Source organism: Burkholderia plantarii, assembly GCF_001411805.1.
In the GTDB taxonomy this organism is placed as follows: Bacteria; Pseudomonadota; Gammaproteobacteria; order Burkholderiales; family Burkholderiaceae; genus Burkholderia; species Burkholderia plantarii.
This window is the reverse complement of record NZ_CP007212.1, coordinates 1,068,529-1,090,337: the sequence shown is the minus strand read 5'-3', so window position 1 is coordinate 1,090,337 and position 21,809 is coordinate 1,068,529. Positions and strand designations below refer to the sequence as shown.

At 69.2% G+C, this 21,809-nt stretch carries 19 protein-coding genes and 2 tRNA genes; 14 read left to right on the top strand and 7 right to left on the bottom strand.

The genetic code is table 11. From position 1 onward, the window contains the following. Position 1 precedes the first annotated feature (1 nt). Complete coding sequence (locus bpln_RS04805) at positions 2-1,006, bottom strand: RluA family pseudouridine synthase (RefSeq protein WP_055138200.1); 1,005 nt, start codon at positions 1,004-1,006, stop codon at positions 2-4. Between the two features lie 722 nt (positions 1,007-1,728). On the opposite strand from bpln_RS04805, the gene bpln_RS04800 reads away from it, so the two are divergent. The 6 genes from bpln_RS04800 to bpln_RS04775 all read left to right on the top strand — a co-directional run bounded on the left by bpln_RS04800 (position 1,729) and on the right by bpln_RS04775 (position 9,394). Continuing rightward, positions 1,729-5,175, top strand: a complete 3,447-nt coding sequence (locus bpln_RS04800) for an Rne/Rng family ribonuclease (RefSeq protein ID WP_055138199.1) — start codon at positions 1,729-1,731, stop codon at positions 5,173-5,175. Between the two features lie 258 nt (positions 5,176-5,433). Further along, positions 5,434-6,546: a GTP 3',8-cyclase MoaA gene (gene moaA / locus bpln_RS04795; protein WP_042624213.1), complete on the top strand. Its 1,113-nt coding sequence runs from the start codon at positions 5,434-5,436 to the stop codon at positions 6,544-6,546. Between the two features lie 107 nt (positions 6,547-6,653). After that, positions 6,654-7,208: a molybdenum cofactor guanylyltransferase MobA gene (gene mobA, locus bpln_RS04790; protein ID WP_244132130.1), complete on the top strand. Its 555-nt coding sequence runs from the start codon at positions 6,654-6,656 to the stop codon at positions 7,206-7,208. A gap of 115 nt (positions 7,209-7,323) precedes the next feature. Beyond that, positions 7,324-8,589 (top strand): molybdopterin molybdotransferase MoeA, encoded by a 1,266-nt coding sequence (gene moeA, locus bpln_RS04785; protein WP_055138197.1) that lies wholly within the window; start codon positions 7,324-7,326, stop codon positions 8,587-8,589. A 38-nt stretch (positions 8,590-8,627) separates the two neighbouring features. Further along, positions 8,628-8,903: a hypothetical protein gene (locus tag bpln_RS04780; RefSeq protein ID WP_012735005.1), complete on the top strand. Its 276-nt coding sequence runs from the start codon at positions 8,628-8,630 to the stop codon at positions 8,901-8,903. Next, complete coding sequence (locus tag bpln_RS04775) at positions 8,900-9,394, top strand: GNAT family N-acetyltransferase (protein WP_055138196.1); 495 nt, start codon at positions 8,900-8,902, stop codon at positions 9,392-9,394. The genes bpln_RS04780 and bpln_RS04775 overlap by 4 nt, the downstream gene beginning before the upstream one ends. A 16-nt stretch (positions 9,395-9,410) precedes the next feature. On the opposite strand, the gene bpln_RS04770 is transcribed toward bpln_RS04775, so the two are convergent. From bpln_RS04770 to pncB, 6 genes are all read right to left on the bottom strand, one after another. Then, positions 9,411-10,376: an IS110 family RNA-guided transposase gene (locus bpln_RS04770; protein WP_055138195.1), complete on the bottom strand. Its 966-nt coding sequence runs from the start codon at positions 10,374-10,376 to the stop codon at positions 9,411-9,413. 294 nt (positions 10,377-10,670) lie between these two features. Then, on the bottom strand, positions 10,671-12,140 hold the full coding sequence (locus bpln_RS04765; protein WP_042624209.1) for a DNA recombination protein RmuC: 1,470 nt from the start codon (positions 12,138-12,140) through the stop codon (positions 10,671-10,673). Continuing rightward, positions 12,137-13,126 (bottom strand): 2-hydroxyacid dehydrogenase, encoded by a 990-nt coding sequence (locus bpln_RS04760; RefSeq protein ID WP_055138194.1) that lies wholly within the window; start codon positions 13,124-13,126, stop codon positions 12,137-12,139. The genes bpln_RS04765 and bpln_RS04760 overlap by 4 nt, the downstream gene beginning before the upstream one ends. Before the next feature lie 89 nt (positions 13,127-13,215). Continuing rightward, a complete protein-coding gene (locus bpln_RS04755) occupies positions 13,216-14,709 on the bottom strand; it encodes a sodium:proton antiporter (RefSeq protein WP_420807357.1) in 1,494 nt (497 codons plus the stop codon). A gap of 101 nt (positions 14,710-14,810) precedes the next feature. Continuing rightward, positions 14,811-15,482: a LutC/YkgG family protein gene (locus bpln_RS04750; RefSeq protein WP_055138193.1), complete on the bottom strand. Its 672-nt coding sequence runs from the start codon at positions 15,480-15,482 to the stop codon at positions 14,811-14,813. A 126-nt stretch (positions 15,483-15,608) separates the two neighbouring features. After that, on the bottom strand, positions 15,609-16,808 hold the full coding sequence (pncB, locus tag bpln_RS04745; RefSeq protein WP_042624206.1) for a nicotinate phosphoribosyltransferase: 1,200 nt from the start codon (positions 16,806-16,808) through the stop codon (positions 15,609-15,611). 289 nt (positions 16,809-17,097) lie between these two features. Between pncB and fdxA the strand changes: the two genes are divergently transcribed. From fdxA to bpln_RS04705, 8 genes are all read left to right on the top strand, one after another. Further along, positions 17,098-17,421 carry a ferredoxin FdxA gene (gene fdxA / locus bpln_RS04740; protein WP_025098982.1) on the top strand — a complete coding sequence of 108 codons (324 nt, stop codon included), beginning with the start codon at positions 17,098-17,100 and terminating at the stop codon, positions 17,419-17,421. Positions 17,422-17,538: 117 nt separating this feature from the next. Then, positions 17,539-17,614, top strand: a tRNA-Asn gene (locus tag bpln_RS04735). Between the two features lie 71 nt (positions 17,615-17,685). After that, positions 17,686-17,761, top strand: a tRNA-Asn gene (locus bpln_RS04730). A gap of 208 nt (positions 17,762-17,969) precedes the next feature. Further along, positions 17,970-18,449, top strand: a complete 480-nt coding sequence (locus tag bpln_RS04725; RefSeq protein WP_042624205.1) for a CreA family protein — start codon at positions 17,970-17,972, stop codon at positions 18,447-18,449. A gap of 39 nt (positions 18,450-18,488) precedes the next feature. Continuing rightward, positions 18,489-19,397 carry a helix-turn-helix transcriptional regulator gene (locus bpln_RS04720; RefSeq protein ID WP_055138192.1) on the top strand — a complete coding sequence of 303 codons (909 nt, stop codon included), beginning with the start codon at positions 18,489-18,491 and terminating at the stop codon, positions 19,395-19,397. 119 nt (positions 19,398-19,516) lie between these two features. Continuing rightward, positions 19,517-20,278 (top strand): AzlC family ABC transporter permease, encoded by a 762-nt coding sequence (locus tag bpln_RS04715; protein WP_055138191.1) that lies wholly within the window; start codon positions 19,517-19,519, stop codon positions 20,276-20,278. Then, positions 20,278-20,616, top strand: a complete 339-nt coding sequence (locus bpln_RS04710; RefSeq protein WP_042624202.1) for an AzlD domain-containing protein — start codon at positions 20,278-20,280, stop codon at positions 20,614-20,616. The genes bpln_RS04715 and bpln_RS04710 overlap by 1 nt, the downstream gene beginning before the upstream one ends. 256 nt (positions 20,617-20,872) lie before the next feature. Next, complete coding sequence (locus bpln_RS04705) at positions 20,873-21,655, top strand: DUF4088 family protein (protein WP_042624201.1); 783 nt, start codon at positions 20,873-20,875, stop codon at positions 21,653-21,655. The last annotated feature ends 154 nt before the right edge of the window (positions 21,656-21,809 follow it).

Here is a 21,809-nt window from a genome sequence, read left to right as displayed (position 1 = left end):
TTCATGCGGCGGGTGCGCGCAGGTCGTTGAGTTGGTCGAGGAAGCGCCGGCATTCGTCAGGCAGCGGCGCATCGAATTGCAGCGACTCGCCGGACAGCGGATGCGCGAGCTTCAGGCGGTAGGCGTGCAGGAACATCCGTTTCAGCGACGGACGCGCGTTGGCGCGGGCCAGCGCCTTGTTCAGCGCGAAATCGCCGTACTTCGCATCGCCCGCGATCGGCAGCCCGAGATGCGCCAAGTGTACGCGTATCTGGTGGGTCCGACCCGTTTTGAGTTCCGCCTCGACAAACGCGTATTCCGGCCAGCGCTGGATCAGGTTGAAGACCGTATGCGACGGCAGGCCGTCGTCCTGCACGCGCACGCGGCGCTCGCCGTCGGCGGTCGAATACTTGAACAGCGGCACCTTCACGGCGCGCCGGCGGCCCCAATCGGCCGCCCAGTCGCCATGCGCGCAGGCGTAGTAGCGCTTGTCCATGCGGTTCTCGCGGATCTGCTCGTGCAGCGCGACCAGCGCCGAGCGCTTCTTCGCGAGCATCAGGATCCCCGAGGTTTCGCGGTCGAGCCGATGCACGAGTTCAAGAAATTTCGCGCTCGGCCGCGCGGCGCGCATCTGCTCGATCACACCGAACGACACGCCGCTGCCGCCGTGAACCGCGACCCCGGCCGGCTTGTTGATGGCGATCAGCGCGTCGTCCTCGAACAGGATCTCGAATTCGACGGCCGGCACCGGCGCCGCCTCGCGCGCGGGATCGGCCGCGGCCACGCGGATCGGCGGGATCCGCACCACGTCGCCAAATGCGAGCCGGTACTGCGCATCGATCCGGCCCTTGTTGACACGGACTTCGCCACTGCGCAGGATGCGGTAGATGTGACTTTTGGGCACACCCTTGCAGACGCGCAGCAGGAAATTGTCGATGCGCTGACCGGCAGCGTCCTCACCGACTTCGACCATGGAAACCTGACCGCTTGCGACCGATTTCTGGGATATTTTGCCTAACTCATTCATACTGAATATAATTTTGCCCAGCTTTCCGCTGCGGGCGGCCGGATTGGCCGGTTCGGGCGGATTGCGCAAAGGCGCAAGCGCAAACCGCTATTTTACTTGCGCCCGGGGTCCGCTGCTCGCCCCGCACAAAAGAGAAGCAGCGAGTTGCACGCACGGCACTCCGCGCCGGCAGGGATCGCGCCCACAGGCGGATTCGGTTGGTGGTGTGCTGCGGTAACGGAAGGTTGGACAAAAAGAATTCAATTGGCAGCGGCGGCCCGGCGCGAAGTAAGCCGGTCGCGCTGCCGGTTGCGAATATGACGGCGTGCGCCCGGTGTGGTCTCGCGAAGCGTGCGGAGCCAGGCGACGTCAAACCAAGGTAGAACACCCCAGGCGGGGAAGTCGGGCTGGATTCGATACTCCCCGCTGCGGCCCGGCCGCAGCACATGCCGCCCCAGCGACGTCGCGCGCAACTTGCGCCGCGTGCTGCGTGCGGCATTGCCCGGCAGCAGGCTTAGCGCGCCGCATGGCGCGCGGGGTGGACACCCGTGCTTTGAAGCCGCGTTCGCAGGTGCCCATGGCCGCCGACCAGTCGTATCGGTCCGCGCCTCTTCAGGCAATTCTCCCGCCATCATTCCCGCTCCAGCGTGCTCGTGACAACACAACAAGGCGCGGCCTGCTATCGCCCGCGTTCCGCCTGACAACCGGAACGCACCGCTGGTAGCGCCGCCTGGAGCCGTTTTATGAAACGCATGCTGTTCAATGCGACACAGCAGGAAGAACTGCGTGTCGCCATCGTCGATGGGCAGAAGCTCATCGACATCGATATCGAAACCGCCGGCCGCGAACAGCGCAAAGGCAACATCTACAAGGGCGTCGTCACCCGCATCGAGCCCTCGCTCGAAGCCTGCTTCGTCAACTACGGCGAAGATCGCCACGGCTTCCTGCCGTTCAAGGAAGTCGCCCGCCAGTACTTCCGCGACGGCGTGGACATGCGCTCCGCGCGGATCCAGGATGCGCTGCGCGAAGGCCAGGAGCTGATCGTCCAGGTCGAGAAGGAAGAACGCGGCAACAAGGGCGCCGCGCTGACCACCTTCATCTCGCTGGCCGGCCGCTACCTGGTGCTGATGCCGAACAACCCGCGCGGCGGCGGCGTGTCGCGCCGCATCGAGGGCGACGAGCGTCAGGAACTGCGCGAAACCATGGCGCAGCTCGAAATCCCCGAAGGGATGAGCATGATCGCCCGCACCGCGGGCATCGGCCGCAGCGCCGAGGAACTGCAGTGGGATCTGAACTACCTGCTGCAGCTCTGGCACGCGATCGAGGCCGCCTCGAAGAGCGGCCATTCGGGCCAGCCGATGCTGATCTATCTGGAATCGAGCCTCGTGATCCGCGCGATCCGCGACTATTTCCAGCCCGACATCGGCGAAATCCTGATCGACACGAACGAGATCCACGATCAGGCGCGTGCGTTCATGGACATCGTGATGCCCGACAACGTCGGCAAGGTGAAGCGCTACCACGACGACGTGCCGCTTTTCTCGCGCTTCCAGATCGAGCACCAGATAGAGACCGCGTACTCGCGCACGGTGCCGCTGCCCTCGGGCGGCGCGATCGTGATCGACCACACCGAGGCGCTGGTCGCGATCGACGTGAACTCGGCGCGCGCCACCAAGGGCGCCGACATCGAGGAAACCGCCACCCGCACCAACCTCGAAGCCGCCGACGAAGTCGCGCGCCAGCTGCGCCTGCGCGACCTCGGTGGCCTGATCGTGATCGATTTCATCGACATGGAATCGGCCAAGAGCCAGCGCGAGGTCGAGCAGCGCCTGAAGGACGCGCTCAAGCACGACCGCGCGCGCGTGCAGATGGGCAAGATCTCGCGTTTCGGCCTGATGGAGCTGTCGCGCCAGCGACTGCGCCCGGCGCTGTCGGAAGGCAGCCACGTGACCTGCCCGCGCTGTAACGGCACCGGCCACATCCGCGATACCGAATCGTCGGCGCTGCAGGTCCTGCGCATCATCCAGGAAGAGGCGATGAAGGAGAACACCGCGGCGATCCATTGCCAGGTGCCGGTCGAAGTCACCGCCTTCCTGCTCAACGAAAAGCGTCAGGAAATCAACAAGATCGAGTCGCGCTTCAAGGTCGGCATCGTGCTGATCCCGAACAAGCACCTCGATACGCCCCACTACAAGCTCGAACGCCTGCGCCACGACGACGTACGCCTCGACGATCCGCGCGCCTCGTGGAAGATGGCCGAGGAAGCGGCTCGCGAACTCGAGTCGGAGACTGGCTACAGCAAGCGCACCGGCGACGTGAAACCGAAGCAGGAAGCGGCCGTCAAGGGCATCACGCCCGAGCATCCGGCACCGGGCGCGCCGCAGCGCGAGGCCGCGCCGGCTCCGGTGGCCGCTCCGGTCGCACCGGCGCCCGCGCCGGTCGCCACCTCGGGCAGTGGTTTCTTCGGCTGGATCAAGAGCCTGTTCGGCGGCCAGCCGGCCGCCCCGGCTCCGGCTCCGGCGCCCGTCAAGGAAGTGGCGACGGAAGCGCGCCCGGCCCGCGAGCGCGGCGAGAAGTCCGAGCGCGGCGAACGCGGCGAACGCGGCGGCGATCGCAACCGCAATCCGAATCGCCGCAACGGCCAGCCGGCCGGCGCGCGCGACGCGCAACCGGCGGTGGCAGGTGGCCGTGCGCCGCAGGCACGCGGCGAACGCGAGGGCAAGGAAGGCCGCGAGCCGCGTGAAAACCGCGGCGAGGCACGCGAGGGCCGCGGCAATCGCGAGCCGCGCGAGGCACGCGAAGGCCGTGAGGGTCGCGAGCCGCGCGAAGTGCGCGAAGTGCGCGAAGCCCGTGAACCGCGCGAGGCACGCGAGCCGCGTGAAGGCCGTGAGCCGCGCGAGGCCCGCGAACCGCGTGAAAACCGCGAGCCGCGTGAACGCGTGGTGGCGGCCGACGGCGCGGAAGCCCCGCGTCAGGAACGGCGCGAGCGCGGTGAACGCGGCGAGCGCCGCAAGGCCGTGCCGCACGCGGCCACGCTCGAAACCGTGAATCGCGGCGAGACGGCGCACGCGGAAGCGACGGAAGACGCGGAGCTGCTGGCACCGGGCGCCGAATTCGCCGCCGACGCGGAAGCCGGTGCGCGTGACGGCGAGGAACGCCGCCGTCGCCGCCGCGGCCGTCGTGGTGGTCGCCGTGATCGCGAGGAAGGCGTGGCGGGCGCCGCGCCGGAAGGCGTGGAAGCTGGTGAAGGCGCCGAGCAGGCAGCGCAAGCCGAAGCGGGTCATTCCCACTACGCCGACGCACCGGTGGTGGCAGCCGTCGCCACCGTGACGGCCGCCACGGCCGCGGTCGCGGCTGAAGCGGTGGCCGCGCATGCCGCCGAAGCGACGCAGGCCGAAGCGGCGCCGGCGGCGGCGGCGGCACCGGCTGAAACGGCATCGCTCGCGATCGAGCCGGCACCGGCTGCGATCACGCCGGCGCCGGTCGAGACGGCGCCTGCCGGGCAGGCCGTAACGCCCGCCGCCGAGCCCGTCGTGCTGGCCACGCCGGCCCCGGTGGAACCGGCTCCCGCGGCCGCACCCGCGCCGGTCGAACCGGTCGAGACGGCTCCGCGGGAAACCGCACCGGCCGAGGTGAGCGAAACGCCGGTCACGCCGACGGCACTGATCGTCGAACCGGCGGCTGCGGCAGTCGAGCCGACGCAGGCCGCGCTGTTCGAGCCGGCACCGGCGATCGAACCGGCGCCGCCCTCGGTCGAGCCGGCCGCCGAATCGACACAGGAATCGGCACCGGCCGAGCCCCCGGTGGCGGACGCCGTGCCGTTGGTCGCGCGCGCGCCGGTCGAACCGGCTCCGGTCGCGGCCGAGCCGCAGGTGGAGGCCGAGCCGGCCCCGGTGGTGGCCGCCGAGCCGCAGCCGGTCGCGCCGGCTCCCGCTCCGGCACCGGTCGAAACCGCCGCAGCGCCGGAAGCGGCCCCTGCTCCGGCTCTCGCACCGGCATCGCTCGGCATCGAAGCCGCGCTCGACGCCGCCGGCCTGACCTGGGTCAACACCGACGCGGACAAGCTGCGCGCCGCCCAGCAGGCCGCCGCGCAGATCGCCCCGCCGGTGCGCGCCCCGCGTGAGCGCAAGGCGCTGCCGCCGGTCGATCCGGCGCCGATGCAGCAGGTCGAGACCCGTTCGCAGCAGTAAGCGACACAGGCTTGAGGCCCCGCAAACCCGCCCTCCCGAGGGCGGGTTTTTTCATGCTCGCGCGCTTCGCGTGGATTTCGCACGGATTTCGCGCACGCCTGGCCGCCTCACCGGCGTTTCGCGCGCGCTTCACGCGTCCCCACCCCGGCGCGCCGCCATCTGTGCTCTTTTCCTAGGGGTTTGCGTGCGCCGGTCCGATCGGCCGCTTCCCGTTAAAATGACGGTCTGGTCGTCATTTTCGAACGAGCTTCTGTCACCATGTCCCAACGCATCATCCCGGTCACCGACGTCAGCGGCATTCCGGATATCTCCGGCACCCCGCTCGCGCCGAGCGGCATCCTGCGCGACACTCTCGCGCGGCCGTTGCGGGATCTGCGCATCTCGGTCACCGATCGCTGCAATTTCCGCTGTGTCTACTGCATGCCGCGCGACGTGTTCGACAAGGACTACCCGTTCCTGCCGCACAGCGCACTGCTTTCGCTCGAGGAGCTCGAGCGCGTGGCGCGGATCTTCGTCGCGCACGGCGTCGAGAAGATCCGCATCACCGGCGGCGAGCCGCTGCTGCGCAAGAACCTCGAATTCCTGATCGAGCGACTCGCGCGGATGGAAACGGTGGACGGCCGCCCGCTCGACCTGACGCTGACGACCAACGGCTCGCTGCTCGCGCGCAAGGCACGCAGCCTGCGCGACGCAGGCCTGACGCGCGTCACGGTCAGCCTCGACGCACTCGACGACACGCTGTTCCGCCGCATGAACGATGCCGATTTCGCGAGCGCCGACGTGCTCGAAGGGATCTTCGCCGCGCAGGACGCCGGGCTCGCGCCGATCAAGGTCAACATGGTGGTCAAGCGCGGCACCAACGACGCCGAGATCGTGCCGATGGCACGCCGCTTCAAGGGCACCGGCATCGTGCTGCGCTTTATCGAATACATGGACGTGGGCACCTCGAACGGCTGGAACATGACCGACGTGCTGCCATCGGCCGAGGTGCTCGAACGGATCGACGCGCAGTTCCCGCTGGTGCCGCTCGAAGCGCATTCGGCGGCAGAAACCGCGCAGCGCTGGGGCTATGCGGACGGCAGCGGCGAGATCGGCGTGATCTCGAGCGTCACGCGCGCGTTCTGCGGCGCCTGCACGCGCGCTCGGCTGTCGACCGAAGGCAAGCTCTATCTGTGCCTGTTCGGCTCGTCGGGCCACGACCTGCGCGCGCTGCTGCGCAACGGCGCCACCGATGCGCAGCTCGCGACCGCCGTCGCGCGGATCTGGCAGACGCGCGACGACCGCTATTCTCAGCTGCGCGGCACCGCGCAGGCCGGGCAGCGCGCCGACGCCGGCGCGCCTCGCGTCGAGATGTCCTATATCGGCGGCTGAACGCCGTCGCCGCCCGCCCCGCTCTCGTGACAGATCCCGCGCCGTTGCCACATGACGCCACACGGCGGTTGACCGGCCTGCTGCTGGCCGGCGGCCAGGGCTCGCGCATGGGCGGCGTCGACAAGGGACTGCAGCCGCTGCGCGGCGAACCGCTCGCGCTGCACGTGCTGCGTCGGCTCGCGCCACAGGTCGCGGCGATCGTGGTCAGCGCGAACCGCAACCGCGACACCTACGCGGCGCTGGGCCGGCCCTACGGCGCGCGCATCGTCGCCGACGCGACGCCCGGCTTCGCGGGGCCGCTGGCAGGCCTGCTGGCGGGCCTGCGCGCGGCGGCCACGCCGCTCGTGCTGAGCGCGCCGTGCGACACCCCCTATCTGCCGGACGACCTGGCCACACGCCTGCTGGCGGCGCGCGACGCAAACGGCGCCGCGATCGCGATGGCCGTCAGCGTGGCAGCCGACGGCCGCACGCATCCGCAGCCGACCTTCGCGCTGGTCCCGGTCGCGCTCGCCGACGATCTCGAGGCCGCGCTGGCGGCCGGCGAGCGCCGCGTGCGCGCGTGGTACGCACGCCACACGACCATCGAAGTGCCATTTGACAACGAGCGCGCGTTTTACAATGCCAACTCTTTGCAGGAATTGACACGCCTCGAACGCGACTGACGGCGGCCCGCGTTTCACCCGCCGCGCGCTTTCTTCGACGCGTCCCGCCGCTGCGGCACGCCGCTGCCGCCTGCCGGCGCGAACCCGATCCCCGCCTCGCGGCGCTCCTTCAGCCATGACCACGCCACCGTCTCCCGAAACCCTGTCCGTCGAAGCCGCGCGCGCACTGGCGCTGCGTGCGATCGTGCCGGTCGCGGAAACGGAGCGCGTCGCGCTGTACGACGCGCTCGGCCGCGTGCTCGCCGACGCCATCACGTCGCCGCTCGACGTGCCCGCCTACGACAACGCGGCCATGGACGGCTACGCGTTCGCCGGCGAGGCGCTCGCGACCGCGGCGAACGGCGAACTCGCGCTGCCGGTGGCCGGCATCGCGCTGGCCGGCCATCCCCACGCGGGCGCCCTGCCGGCCGGCGCCTGCATCCGGATCATGACGGGCGCGCCGCTGCCGGCCGGCAGCGACACCGTGATCGCGCAGGAGCGCGTGAGCGCAACCGACACGCTGGTGCGCTTCGCGGCGAACGCGGTCGCGCCCGGCGCGAACTGCCGTCGCGCCGGCGAGGATCTCGCGCGCGACTCGATCGTGCTCGAAGCCGGCCGGATCGTGCGGCCCGCCGATCTGGGCCTGCTCGCCTCGCTCGGTGTCGGCCTGGTCAACGTGCGGCGCCGGCTGCGCGTGGCGTGCCTGTCGACGGGCGACGAGCTGCGCGCGCCAGGCGAGCCGCTCGGCGCCGGCGGCCGTTACGACAGCAACCGCGCGACGCTGTTCGGGATGCTCGCGGCGCTCGGCATCGAGGTGCTGGATGGCGGGATCGTCCGCGACGATCCCGCCGCGCTCGAAGCGGCGCTGCGGGACGCGGCCGCGCGCGCCGACGTGGTGATCACTTCGGGCGGCGTGTCGGTGGGCGACGCCGATTTCACGCGCGAGCTGCTCGAACGTCTTGGTGAAATCCGCTTCGCGAGCCTCGCGATGCGGCCCGGCCGGCCGCTCGCCTGCGGGCGCCTCGCCCCGACCGCGCCGGGCGCGCGCGCGGCGCTGTTCTTCGGGCTGCCCGGCAACCCGGTGGCGGTCGCCGCGACGTTCCAGGTGATCGTGCGCGACGCGCTGCTCGCCATGATGGGCGCGCGGGCCGAGCCGGCACCGCGCTATCCGGCACGCACCAGCGCGGCGATCGACACGCGCGCGGGCCGCACCGATTTCCTGCGCGGCGTGGCCAGCCGTGAACCGGACGGCGCGTGGCGCGTCGCCCCGGCGGGCTCGCAGAGCTCGGCGTCGCTGAAGGGCCTCAGCGACGCGAACTGCTTCATCGTCGTGGGCGCCGACCTCGCCCGCGTCGAAGCCGGCGACAGCGTCGAGATCCTGCCGTTCGCCGGCGCACTCTGAGCAACGATTATTTTCAGCACTTACGGGGCAACTCGATTATGAAAAAGCAAATCTCCTCGATCGCGGCAGGGCAGACGGCCAAGGCACTGATCCTCGTCTACCTGACGTTCAGCGTGCCGATCGTGCTGCTCGGCATCGTCGTCGCGTTCGTGCGCTACGGGTCGGTCGAGCTGAGCACCATCTTCAGCGCGCTGCTGCTGAACGCGATCATCGGCTTCGTGCTGCTGTGGATCGCCTGCCACGCCTACAACTGGGTCGCGTCGCGCTTCGGCGGTATCGAGATCGTGCTGTCGGACGTGCCGGAGGAAGCATGAAATTCGAGATCCGCGACGCAGCACCGAGCGACGTCGCGGCACTCATCGCGCTGACCCGCGAACTCGCCGAATTCGAGTCGCTGACGCATCTGTTCGTCGCGACCGAGGCCGATCTGGCCGATGCCCTGTTCGGGAAAAATCCGGCCGCCGGCGCGCTGGTGGCCACGCATGACGACGACCTGGTCGGCTATGCGCTCTACTTCCAGAATTACTCGACCTTCGTCGGCAAGCGCGGCCTCTATCTGGAAGATCTCTACGTGAAGCCGGCCTGCCGCGGCACCGGGCTCGGCACGCGGCTGCTGCGCGCGGTCGCGGCGCTCGCGGTCGAACGCCGCTGCGGCCGCTTCGAGTGGACGGTGCTCGACTGGAACCGCCAGGCGATCGATTTCTACGAACGGATGGGCGCCGTGGTCCTGCCGGACTGGCGCGTGGTGCGCGTGACGGGCGACGCGCTCGACGCGCTCGCGCAATCGCTGCACGACGACGACTGAGTAACCGTGTCTCGAGTCAAGCGAGATGAAGCGAATCGTCCCAAAGGGTGTTGGATTTGACCATGGCATTGAGCATGGTCAGGAGCTTGCGCATGCAGGCAACCAGCGCGACCTTGGGCAGTTTGCCGGCTGCTTTGAGACGTTGATGGAAGGCCTTGATAGCCGGGTTGTGGCGGGTTGCAGTGAGCGTCGCCATGTACAGCACGCGGCGAATTTCAAAGCGCCCGCCCTGCACACGTCGTCGTCCTTGGCGCGAGCCCGAATCGCAAGCGACAGGGGCAACGCCCACGAGTGCCGCAATCTGGCGACGATTGAGCTTGCCCAGTTCCGGCAGTTGAGCAATCAGGCAGGCACTGGATACCGGGCCGATGCCGCGAGTCGATTGCAGCAATCGGTCGAGTTCAGCAAAGTGTTCGCGAACGTGGCCGACCATTTGAGCATCGATGTCGTCGAGCTGGGCCTGAATGGCGGCGATGATGGCCTGCAAACTGGGATGCAAACGCTCGGGCGTGATTTGCAGCCGCTGCCGCTCGGATAAGAGCATGGTGATCAACTGGCGCCTGCGCGTCAGCAGAGCAGCAAGCCACTGCTGGCGCTCGTCGGAGACGGGGCGCAGCAAGCGGGACAGATCTTCACGACGCACCAGCACCGAGGCCATTTCGGCGAGCATGCGGGCGTCGATGGAATCGGTCTTGGCGAGCTTGCCCATGGCACGCGCGAAGTCACGAGCCTGGCGGGGATTGACGACGGCCACCGGCAAGCCAGCACCTTGCAGAGCGCAGGCCAATTCGGCTTCATAGCCACCGGTCGCTTCCATGACGACCAGATCGATGCCCAATGGCTGTAATGCCGTGGCCAGCGCCGTATGGCCGTCGGCGTCATTGTTGAAGCGTTGAGCGTCCAGACGGGCGCCCAGCAAGGCGACATCGACGTGGGCTTTGGCCACATCGATGCCAACCGTGACGAAGGAAGGAGCAGACATGATCTTCGGATCCCATGCTTGTACATGCGCACTCGGCGGTGCCGGGGCGCGTAACCGTTCGGGTTTCGGGAAGACCAGCACGGCGACCGTGCGCTCTTTACTCAGTCACGGGCTCGAACGCCCAAGCGGCGGACAAACTGCACGGTCTTGTCTGGCTACCGTCAGACTTTACCGTACTGGTCTGGTTTAAACATACAAGCCGGACGGCGCGCGCCGTCTCTCAGCCCGCGCCCTGAGCGGACACGCCGCGCCCCCGGGCCGGCATGCCGGCACCAGGCGCGCCACGACAAGCCCTCAAGCATCCTCGCCATCGCCCGCCGGGCCGGCCGCGCCGCCGAGCAATCCGGCCGCATCCTCACCGGGCAGCGCCTCGACTTTCTTGAGCTTGCGATTCATCACGCGCGTGCGCTGCTCGGCCGCCTCGATCGAGCGCGTCACCGTCTCCAGCTGCGATTTGGTACGCGCGAGCACCTCGCCGAACTTGCCGAACTCGGTTTTCACCGCGCCCAGCACCTGCCAGACCTCGCTCGACCGGCGCTCGATCGCGAGCGTGCGGAACCCCATCTGCAGGCTGTTGAGCAGCGCCGTCAGCGTGGTCGGGCCGGCCACCGTCACGCGATAGTCGCGCTGCAGCAAGTCGGTGAGCCCGGGGCGCCGCAGGATCTCGGCATAGAGCCCCTCGGTCGGCAGGAACAGCAGCGCGAAATCGGTGGTGTGCGGCGGCGCCACGTATTTTTCTGCGATCGTCTTCGCCTCGGCGCGCACGCGGGCTTCGAGCGCGCGCGCGGCTTCCTCGGCACCGGCGGCGTCCGCGCGCTCCTGCGCATCGACGAGCCGCTCGTAATCCTCGCGCGGGAACTTCGCGTCGACCGGCAGCCAGACCGGCTGCGCGTCGGCCTGCCGGCCCGGCAGCCGGATCGCGAACTCGACGCGTTCGCTGCTCTTGGGCACCGTCGCGACGTTCTTCGCGTACTGGTCCGGCGTCAGCATCTGTTCGAGCAGCGCCTCGAGCTGCACCTCGCCCCAGGTGCCGCGCGTCTTCACGTTGGTCAGCACCTTCTTCAGGTCGCCGACGCCGGCCGCCAGCGTCTGCATCTCGCCGAGCCCGCGATGCACCTGCTCGAGCCGCTCCGAGACGAGGCGGAACGATTCGCCGAGTCGCTGTTCGAGCGTTGCGTGCAGCTTCTCGTCGACGGTGCGGCGCATCTCGTCGAGTTTCGCGGCGTTGTTCGCCTCGATGTCCTTCAGGCGCTGTTCGAGCGTCGCGCGCACCTCGCCCATGCGGCGGTCGTTCGCTTCGCTGAGCTGCGCGAGCTGCTGGGTCAGCACCGCACCGAAATGGCGTAGCGCCGCGCCCTGCTCGTCGCGCGCGAGCTGGGCCTGCTGATGCAGCCCGTCGCGCATCGCATCGAACTGCTGGGTATTGGCGGCCACCAGCTTCGCGAGCTGCTGCGCGAAGCCGTCGATCTGCTGGTTCTGCACGGTGGCCACGCTGGTCAGCTGCGCAGCCAGCATCTGCTGCAATTGCGTGAAGCTGCCGGCCAGTTCGGTGCGCGCGCCGCGTGAGCCCGCCGCGAACTCGTCGCGCAGCGCGCGTTCGAGCCGTTCGAGCGCGTGCGCATGCGCGTCCTGCACCTCGTCGAGCCGCTCGCCGAGCCAGCCGATGCCGTCGCCGGCGTGGCCCGCGCCGCGCCAGACCACCACCAGCGCGATCACGAGCGCGACCGCCAGCAGCGCGATCGCGCCGAGCAGCCACGGCGTCATGCGCGTGCCTTGCCGAGCACGTCGGGATTGATCGGGTTCGGCGGGCGGCCGGCACGCGGGCCTTCGCCGAGCGCCGCGATCAGGTTGTCGGCGGCGAGATTCGCCATCGCGCGGCGCGTGGCCTCGCTCGCGCTCGCGATGTGCGGCGTCAGCACGACGTTCGGCACCTCGAGCAGCGCCGGCAGCACGCTCGGCTCGCCCTCGAACACGTCGAGGCCGGCCGCCGCGATGCGGCGCTCGCGCAGCGCGACGGCCAGCGCCGCGTCGTCGACGATGCCGCCGCGCGCGATGTTGGTCAGCGTCGCGGTGGGCTTCATCAGTGCGAGCTCGGCCGCGCCGATCGTGTGGTGGTTCTCCTTCGTGTAGGGCAGTACCAGCACGACGTGGTCGGCCTGCTTCAGCAGCGCTTCCTTCGAGAGATATTCGGCGTTCAGCTCGGCCTCGATCGCGGCCGCGACGCGCGAGCGGTTGTGATAGACCACGCGCATGTTGAAGCCGCGCGCGCGGCGCGCGATCGCCTGGCCGATGCGGCCCATGCCGATCACGCCAAGCGTCGCGCCGTGGATGTCGGCGCCGAGGAAGCTGTCGAATGACCACTTCTGCCAGCGGCCCGCCCGCAGCCAGTGTTCCGATTCGGCGATGCGCCGCGCGGTGGCCATCATCAGCGCCCAGCCGAAATCGGCGGTGGTCTCGTTCAGCACGTCCGGCGTGTTGGTGCCGAGCACGTTGGCGGCGTTGAACGCGGCCATGTCGAAGTTGTTGTAGCCGACCGCCATGTTCGCGACCGCGCGCAGCTTCGGCGCCGCCGCGAGCGCCGCCGCGCCGACCGGATCGCCCGCGGTGAGCGCGCCGTCCTTGTCGGCGAGCCGCGCGTGCAGCGCGTCGGGCGCGAGCGCGTCGCCGTCGTTCCAGTCCACCTCGAAATGCTGCTTCAGGCGCTCGATCACGTCCGGAAAGATCGAACGCGCCACCAGGATTTTCTGCATAACCCGTCTCCGTCGAGCATGTGCGACCGCCGGTGCCTCGGCCCCGCCGGGCCGCGACACGCAACCCATACCTGCCGAAACCCGCCCGTTCAGGCGGAAAAGAACAGCCACGTCGCCAGCGCGAACACCGGCAACAGGATGCCGAACGACCAGCCGAGATAGCCGAAGAAGCTCGGCATGCGGATGCCGCGCGCCTCGGCGATCGCCTTGACCATGAAGTTCGGCGCATTGCCGATGTAGCTGTTGGCGCCCATGAACACGGCGCCGGCCGAAATCGCCGCGAGCGCCGCGGCGCCCGTCGTCATCAGGCTCGCCGCGTCGCCGCCGGCGAGGTTGAAGAATACGAGGTAGGTCGGCGCGTTGTCGAGGAACGACGACAGCAGTCCGGTGGCCCAGAACAGCATCGGCACGATCGGCTCGCCGTCGACGCCCGTGACGAGATGGACGATCGGCGCGAACGCGCCGTCTGCGCCTGCGCGCAGGATCATGATGACGGGCGCGATCGTCACGAAGATGCCGGCGAACAGCTTCGCGACCTCCTTGATCGGCGCCCAGTCGAACGCATTGCCCTCGCGCGCCGAGCGCGGCGTGACCGCGAGCGACAGCAGCGCGACCACCACCAGCGCGAGGTCCCGCACCAGATTCTGCAGCGCCACCTGCGTGCCGGCCACCTCGAACTCGATGCCGGGCTTCCAGATTCCGCTCATCAGCACCAGCACGACGATCGCCACGAGCAGTACGAAGTTGATCCTGCCGTCGAGCCACAGCCGCGCGCCGGCCGCCTGTTGCGCGCCAGGCCGGTTTGGCCCGAGCGCGACGGCCCGCGCGTCGTCGGCCTCGTGGTCGAGCGGGTCCTTGTCGTGATCGAGCGCGCGCCCGAGCACGCCGTCGCGGCGGAAGCGCCACGCGTCGAGCAGGTAGAACACGGCCAGCAGCACGGCGCAGACGAACAGCGTCGGCAGCGCGAGGTGGCGCGTGGTCCAGAAGAAATCGACGCCGTTCAGGAAGCCGAGAAACAGCGGCGGATCGCCGAGCGGAGAGAGCGCGCCGCCCGCGTTGGCGACCAGGAAGATGAAGAACACCACGACATGCACGACGCGCGGGCGCGCCGCGTTCGCGCGCAGCAGCGGGCGGATCAGCAGCATCGCCGCGCCGGTGGTGCCCATCACGCTCGCCAGCACGGCGCCGAGCGCGAGCAGCGCGGTATTGCGCGCGGGCGAGGCGCGCAGCTGGCCATGCAGGCAGATGCCACCCGCCACCGTGTAGAGCGCCGCCAGCAGCACGATGAACGGCACGTATTCCTCGAGCAGCGCGTGGACCAGCGTGGCGCCCGCCGTCGCCGCGCCGAACACGACCGCGAACGGCGCGAGCAGCGCGCAGGCCCAGCCGGCCGCGATCTTGCCGAAATGGTGATGCCAGAACGCGGGCGCGACGAGCGGGAACAGCGCGATCGACAGCAGCATGCCGGCGAACGGGATGCCCCACAGCGCGGACAGCGCGGCGCCGTCGAGCGTGGCCGCCGAAGCGGCCGAGGGCGCGATGCCGAGCGCCAGCGCGATGAACGCGACGAGCCTGAACGGCAGGGCACCGCCGCCGGAAACGACGAGCGCGAGGCGCGCAAGGAACGCGGAGAACGTGTCGGGAAGGGGGAAACGGAAAGCGGCGTGGCGCCGCGCGATGGCCGTCATGCGCCGCGCACGAGGATCGCGTGAACGCGATACGGGCCGTGCGCGCCGAGGACGATGGTCTGCTCGATGTCGCCGGTGCGCGACGGCCCCGACACCAGATTGACCGCGCGCGGCAGTTCGCCCCGTTCCGCGCGGATCAGCGCGAACGCGTCCTCGTGGCCGGCCACGATCCGCGAGACCGGTACCACCACGATGTGCGTCTCCGGCAGCAGCGCGGCCGACACGTAGGTGTCCGGGCCGGACAGCAGCACCAGCGAGCCGGTCTCGGCGGTCGCGCAGAAGCAGCCGGTAATGCCGACCAGATCGCCGTCGGCGGGCTTGCGCGGCGCGACCTCGAGGCCGGCCGCCTGCCAGTCGAGGCCGTCGAGCGTGCGCCAGGCGATCGCCTGCAGCGGCAGCGCCTGCTCGCGCAAATAGCGCGCAGCCTCGGCCGGCACCGCATCGAGCGTGTCGACGAACGCGACGGTGGTGGACATGCGCGCGGCTTCCTCGGCGAAACGCCCGGCCAGCGCGGCCGGATCGGCCGGCATCGGCGGACGCGGGCCGGCCGGGTGGCGCGTCAGATAATCGGCGGCCTGTTCGCGCTCGTGGGCTTCGGGCTCGGCGGGGCGTCCCTGCGCGGCGCGGATGCGCGCGAGTATGTTGCGGCGGGCGGCCGACGTGTCCATGAGTGGTCCTCGTGAGCGTGGCGATGACGAACGATCGGGTTCGATTATAACGGCGCCCTCGCGCGCGACGGCGCCGGCCGAACGGCCGGGGGCGCCGGTCGTCGTGCCGCCCGCTTGCCTGCTTGCCTATTTTCCCGCGTCGTCCTCGACCGGCTGCGCGATGCCGAACACCTGGCGCAGGTAGGCGAGATAGGCCTTGTCGTCGCACATGCTCTTGCCCGGCGAATCGGACAGCTTCGCGACCGGCTGGCCGTTGCAGCGGACCATCTTGATGACGATCTGCAGCGGCCGGTAGCCGAGGTCGTTGGTCAGGTTCGTGCCCACCCCGAACGCGAGCTTGCAGCGATCGCGGAAGCGCTCGTAGAGCTGCAGCACTTTGGGGATGTCGAGCGCGTCGGAGAACACCAGCACCTTGGTGCGCGGGTCGCAGCGGTTCGCCTCGTAATGGCGCAGCATGCGCTCGCCCCATTCGAACGGGTCGCCGGAATCGTGGCGCGCGCCGTCGAACAGCTTGCAGAAGTACATGTCGAAGTCGCGCAGGAACGCGTCCATGCCGTAGACGTCCGACAGCGCGATGCCGAGATCGCCGCGGTATTCCTTGGCCCACATCTCGAGGCCGTAGATCTGCGAATCGCGCAGCCGGGGGCCGAGCGCCTGGCAGGCCTGCAGGTATTCGTGCGCCATGGTGCCGAGCGGCGTGATGCCGTGCCGCATCGCGTAATAGACGTTGCTGGTGCCGGCGAACTGCTCGCCGAGCCCGTCGCGCAGCGTCAGCGCGACTTCCTCGTGCCAGACCTTCGAGAAGCGGCGGCGCGTGCCGTAGTCGGCGATCTTGCAGTCGGCAAACTCGGGGCGCGCGCCGAGCAGCTTCATCTTCTCGCGCAGCCGCCCGCGTCCCTCACCGTAGTCGGGGTCGCTCTGCGTGTTGCGGAAATAGACCTCGTTGACGATCGCCAGCACAGGGATCTCGAACAGGATCGTGTGCAGCCACGGGCCGCGGATCGCGATGTCGATCTCGCCGTTGCCCTTCGGCGACGGCGAGATCTCGATGTACTTCTCGCTCAGGTGGAACAGCGCGAGGAAATCGACGAAATCGCTCTTGATGAACCGCATCTGGCGCAGGTAGTCGAGTTCGGCATCGGAGAAGCGCAGATGGCAGAGCCCGCGCACCTCGTCGCGGATCTCGTCGATGTAGGGGACGAGATCGACGTCCGGAGTGCGGCAGCGGAAGCGGTATTCGACGTTGGCGGCGGGAAAATGATGCAGGACGACCTGCATCATCGTGAACTTGTACAGATCGGTGTCGAGCAGCGAGGTAATGATCATGATTCGGGACTGCCAAAAACGGGATCAGCGGGAGCAGCGGAATCCGGAGCGAGCCGAGCCCGAAGGCGACGCGCGCCCGCGCGCTGCCCGATCTGCCTGCCGCATGTTACCCGAATGCGAGGAGGGACACTTCGTCGCAGCGACCTCGGTCCGACATAAACTAATCACGAAACGATATAAGACCGCTTCGGGCCGGCTGGATACCGGTTTTCCGCTTCAGTTACAATGGCATATTTGGCGCAAAGCTCGCCTCCCCCACACACATATTCGCCAAGCAGGAGCGTTTTGAATGACTCACGTTGTGACCGAAGGCTGCATCAAGTGCAAATACACCGATTGCGTCGATGTATGCCCGGTGGATTGCTTCCGTGAAGGTCCCAATTTCCTCGCGATCGACCCGGACGAATGCATCGACTGCGCCGTGTGCGTGGCCGAGTGCCCGACCAATGCGATCTATGCCGAGGAAGACGTTCCTGGCGATCAGCAGCAGTTCACGCCGCTGAACGCGGAGCTGGCCAAGGCATGGCCGTCGATCACGAAGACCAAGCCCGCGCCCGGCGACGCCGACGAGTGGAAGGACGTGCAGGACAAGCTGCATCTGCTCGAACGCTGATCTCCCCCGGAGCGTGTCGCGGCCGGCCAACGTCCGGCTAGCCCCTCGCAGAAATTTAGCGCGAGGGCTTGACACCCCCGGCACCGCCTCATAAAATCTCGTTTCTCTGCTGTTTGTTCCCCGATAGCTCAGTCGGTAGAGCGCCGGACTGTTAATCCGTAGGTCCCTGGTTCGAGCCCAGGTCGGGGAGCCAAAAAAATGCAGAGGCCAGCGTGGCGTAGCCAGCCGGTTTCTGCATCAAGAACAAACACAGTACCGATTTATTCCCCGATAGCTCAGTCGGTAGAGCGCCGGACTGTTAATCCGTAGGTCCCTGGTTCGAGCCCAGGTCGGGGAGCCAGACAGCGAAAGGCCCGTCATTCGACGGGCCTTTTTGCTTTGGCATTTCGATATCGATATGTCGATGACGATGCATCGAATCGGGCGGCGCTGGAAACGGGAGGATGTCGCCCGATTCCATGCTTCCATGGCGATGCCGTCCGCCCTCACCGGCCGTGCTAGAGTCGAACTCCCTGTCGCTCTCCGCCCGCATCTCGCGCCCGCCGCCCATGAACCGTCATCTTGCCGCCGCCCTCGCGTCCTGCGCCATCGTCTCGCTGATTCCCTTCGCCGCCCATGCCGAGGAAGTCGCCAGCGTCAACACGAACTTCCGCCTGACCGGTTCGGACCGCGTCGTCGTCGAAGCCTATGACGATCCGCTCGTGCAGGGCGTGACCTGCTACGTGTCGCGCGCGCGTACGGGCGGCATCAAGGGCAGCCTCGGCATTGCCGAGGATCCGACCGAGGCGTCGATCGCGTGCCGCCAGGTCGGACCGATCCATTTCACGCAGCCGCTCAAGCAGCAGACCGACGTGTTCAACGAACGGCTGTCGTTCGTGTTCAAGACGCTGCACGTGGTGCGCGTGGTCGACCGCAAGCGCAATACGCTCGTCTATCTGACCTACAGCGACCGGATCGTGAGCGGCAGCGCGAAGAACAGCGTGACGGCGGTGCCCGTGCCGGACGGCACGCCGATTCCGCTCAAGTAAGCCGCGACCGCCGCCACCGACCTCGCCCCGGCCCCGGCCATGCGCTCCGTCCGCCTCCCCGACGCCGCCCGCTACTGGCGCACGCCGCTGCTGCCGGGCGCGGACCTCGTGACCGCCACCTACCGCGACCACTCGTTCCCGCCGCACTGGCACGACGCGTACACGCTGCCCGTGATCGAGACCGGCGCCGAGCGCTACACCTATCGCGGCGGCCAGCGCCTGGCCGACACCGGCAGCGTGCCGGTGATCAATCCCGGCGAGATCCACACCGGTTCGCGCGCCACCGAGGACGGCTGGCGCTATCGCGTGTCCTACGTGCCGATCGAGTTCCTGCGCGCCCTCGCCGACGAGATCGCCGGCAAGCCGCAGCCGGTGCCCTGGTTCCCCGACGACGCGATCGACGACGCCGACTTCGCCCATCGGCTGCTGCTCGCGTATCGCCTGCTCGAGGCGAGCGGCATCGATATCGCCCACCCCGGCGCCGAGGCGCCGCCGGAGGTCAGCGTCGAGCTGGCCACCCCCGCCGTGGGTGCCGCCCCGCTTGAGGCCGAGATGGCGATGCTCGATGCGCTGTCCACGCTGCTGGTCCGCCACGCGATCGAACGGCCGCGCGCCGCGGTGCCGGTCGCCGACGAGCCGCGCATCGCGCGCATGCGCGAACGGCTCGCGGCCGACCTGACGGCGCCCGTCACGCTGGCCGAACTCGCGCAGGCGGTGGGCTTGTCGCCGTTCCACGCGGCGCGGCTCTTCACGCGCGCGACCGGCATGGCACCGCACGCGTGGCGCAACCAGTTGCGCATCCAGCGCGCGCTGGCGCCGCTGCGCGCGGGCGCGCCGGTTGCGCAGGTCGCCGCGGCCAGCGGCTTCGTCGACCAGAGCCACTTCACGCGGCACTTCAAGCGCATGTTCGGGGTATCGCCGGGCCGCTGGCAGGGCATCCGGAAATAGGCCACGCCGGCGGACCACCGCGCGCGCCCACGCCGATGCGCTGCCGTGACGTCGCGCAAGAACGTACAAGACCACCGCGCCGCACTCCCTTATCCTCCGCGGTCCAGGAGGAATCACCGTTGAACCCGTCTCATTCCAGCTCTCCCGCCGCGCGGCCGCCGCTGCGCGAATTCGCCGACGGCGCGCGCGACACGTTTCCGATGATGGTCGGCGCGGCGCCGTTCGGCGTGATCTTCGGCACGCTCGTCACCGCCGGCCCGCTCGCGTGGTGGCATGGCGAACTGATGTCGCTCGCCGTGTTCGCGGGCTCGGCGCAATTCATCGCGATCGGCCTGATCGCCGGCGGCGCCAGCGCGCTGGTGGTGGTCGCCACCACCTTCGTGGTGAACCTGCGCCACCTGCTCTATTCGGCCACGCTCGCGCCCTACGTGGCCCACCTGCCGCTGCGCTGGCGCGCGACGCTCGGCGCCGTGATGACCGACGAGGTGTTCGCGGTGGTCTACGCGCGCTATCGCCACCACCAGCCCGGCGAGGTCGGCCCGCACTACTTCCTCGGCTCCGGCGTCGCGATGTACCTGAACTGGCAGCTCTGGACCCTCATCGGGCTGCTGTTCGGCGCCGCGTTCCCGGGCCTGCAGTCGCTCGGCCTCGATTTCGCGATGGCGGCCACCTTCATCGCGATCGTGGTGCCGCAGCTCGTCGCGCTGCGCTATCTGGCGGCGGCGGCCACCGCCGGCGTGATCGCGCAGCTCTGCCACGCGTTGCCGTACAAGCTCGGCCTGCTCGCGGCCGTGATCGCGGGCGTCGCCGTCGGCGTCGCGCTGTCGCTGCGCGACGTCGCCCGCGCGCGCAGCCGCGCTTGCGAGGAGGCCACCTCGTGATGCGCTACGTATTGCTGATCCTCGGCATGGCCGCCGTCACCTACGCGATTCGCACCACGCTGTTCCTGTTCGGCGAGCGGCTGGTGTTCCCGCCGCTCGTGCGCACCGCGCTCGGCTTCGTGCCCGTGACCGTGCTGACCGCCATCACCGTGCCGATGGCCGTCGCGCCGCACGGCGGCGGCCTCGAACTGGGCTGGCGCAACCCGCAGCTGATCGGCGCGCTCGCCGCCGTGCTGGTGTCGGCCACCACGCGCCGCCCGCTGCTGACGATCGCGGTCGGGCTGGCGGTGTTCTTCGTCTGGCAAGGCATCGTGATGCCGCGCTGGCTGCCGGCCTGATGTTCGATCTGATGTCGCCAACCTGAGGCGCCGCGCGGGCCGCCGGATGCGGCATGCCCGCGGCTTCCTCACGAATTCTGAATCGCCACCCTCAAGTTTCTTCGTCGGCCGCCGATATAGGAGGAAAACCACCCTGGCGCCGATCGCGACCGGGCCGGCCGGCGCGCGGCATCCCGCGCGCGAACGCACCGCCCCACGCGGGCGGCACGGACCGGCGCGTCGCGGGCGTCGGCCGCCCACGCGCTTCGAGAGATTCATGGGACAGATCACCCTGTCGATCAAGGACGACACCATCACGTCGCTGCGCAAGGACTTCGAGGCCTTCGTGCGCGTGTCGCAGAAGCTCGATCCGCAGTTCGCGACCCCGTCGTTCGAAGACTTCCTGCGCGCCAAGCTGCTCGACAACATGGTGCCGCTGACCGAAAACGCCGTGCAGCGCATGCTGCAGGGCGGCCAGTACGCGTGGGCGAAACGCACGCTCGACAAGGAATTCCCCGACGTGCTCGCGATCATGATGCGGCAGGCGGAAACCTTCGGCTTCGGCTTCGCGTCGCGCAGCGAATGGACCCCGGACGAGCTCGTGAAAGCCTGCCAGGACTGGGCCACCGCGCTCGTCACGGAAGCGCAGGGCGATCCGGCCCAGATCGAGCCGCTCGCCGCGCAGATCAAATCGGCGGTCCACGACATCCAGACGCTCGAGGAACGGATGCAGACGCCCGCATGGCGGCTTGCCGAGTCGCTGCGCCAGCGCGTCTACGAGGCGAAGCTCGCTTGCGAAATGAGCGTGGGCAGCCTCGCGCGCGAGAAGCTCGGCGAGTTGCGCGGGCTGCTGCGGCTCGGCATCTCGCACGGCTCGTTCCAGAAGCAGGAAGCCCAGCAGATCATGGAATACCTGCGCCTGCTGAAGCCGGAGATCTTCGTCGAGGAACCCTACGACATCTTCTCGCGGCTCGCCGGCTGGCTGCGCGGCATCTTCATGGTGGCCACGCCGATGCAGGCCAAGGCGCCGGCCCAGCAGAGCCAGCAGCGCCGGCCGTAATCGCGCCGGTCGGGCGCGCTCGCCCGCCCGCCCGGCGCAGTCGGGTCCGGATGCGTCCACCCGGCCACGCACCTGTCCTTTCCGCACGCGGCATTCAATAAACGGAAACGGACCGGACCGCTCGACGCGGAATCCGGCCCGCTCCTCCGTGGGC

Bases quoted from the DNA above. Each gene is read 5' to 3' on its own strand.
- bpln_RS04710 (WP_042624202.1), top strand. From the start codon at position 20,278: ATGCGCTACGTATTGCTGATCCTCGGCATGGCCGCCGTCACCTACGCG.
- mobA (WP_244132130.1), top strand. From the start codon at position 6,654: ATGGGCGGCGTCGACAAGGGACTGCAGCCGCTGCGCGGCGAACCGCTC.
- bpln_RS04750 (WP_055138193.1), bottom strand. From the start codon at position 15,482: ATGGACACGTCGGCCGCCCGCCGCAACATACTCGCGCGCATCCGCGCC.
- moeA (WP_055138197.1), top strand. From the start codon at position 7,324: ATGACCACGCCACCGTCTCCCGAAACCCTGTCCGTCGAAGCCGCGCGC.
- bpln_RS04760 (WP_055138194.1), bottom strand. From the start codon at position 13,126: ATGCAGAAAATCCTGGTGGCGCGTTCGATCTTTCCGGACGTGATCGAG.
- bpln_RS04775 (WP_055138196.1), top strand. From the start codon at position 8,900: ATGAAATTCGAGATCCGCGACGCAGCACCGAGCGACGTCGCGGCACTC.
- bpln_RS04770 (WP_055138195.1), bottom strand. From the start codon at position 10,376: ATGTCTGCTCCTTCCTTCGTCACGGTTGGCATCGATGTGGCCAAAGCC.
- bpln_RS04780 (WP_012735005.1), top strand. From the start codon at position 8,628: ATGAAAAAGCAAATCTCCTCGATCGCGGCAGGGCAGACGGCCAAGGCA.
- pncB (WP_042624206.1), bottom strand. From the start codon at position 16,808: ATGATCATTACCTCGCTGCTCGACACCGATCTGTACAAGTTCACGATG.
- bpln_RS04705 (WP_042624201.1), top strand. From the start codon at position 20,873: ATGGGACAGATCACCCTGTCGATCAAGGACGACACCATCACGTCGCTG.
- bpln_RS04805 (WP_055138200.1), bottom strand. From the start codon at position 1,006: ATGAATGAGTTAGGCAAAATATCCCAGAAATCGGTCGCAAGCGGTCAG.
- bpln_RS04765 (WP_042624209.1), bottom strand. From the start codon at position 12,140: ATGACGCCGTGGCTGCTCGGCGCGATCGCGCTGCTGGCGGTCGCGCTC.
- bpln_RS04725 (WP_042624205.1), top strand. From the start codon at position 17,970: ATGAACCGTCATCTTGCCGCCGCCCTCGCGTCCTGCGCCATCGTCTCG.
- fdxA (WP_025098982.1), top strand. From the start codon at position 17,098: ATGACTCACGTTGTGACCGAAGGCTGCATCAAGTGCAAATACACCGAT.
- moaA (WP_042624213.1), top strand. From the start codon at position 5,434: ATGTCCCAACGCATCATCCCGGTCACCGACGTCAGCGGCATTCCGGAT.
- bpln_RS04800 (WP_055138199.1), top strand. From the start codon at position 1,729: ATGAAACGCATGCTGTTCAATGCGACACAGCAGGAAGAACTGCGTGTC.
- bpln_RS04720 (WP_055138192.1), top strand. From the start codon at position 18,489: ATGCGCTCCGTCCGCCTCCCCGACGCCGCCCGCTACTGGCGCACGCCG.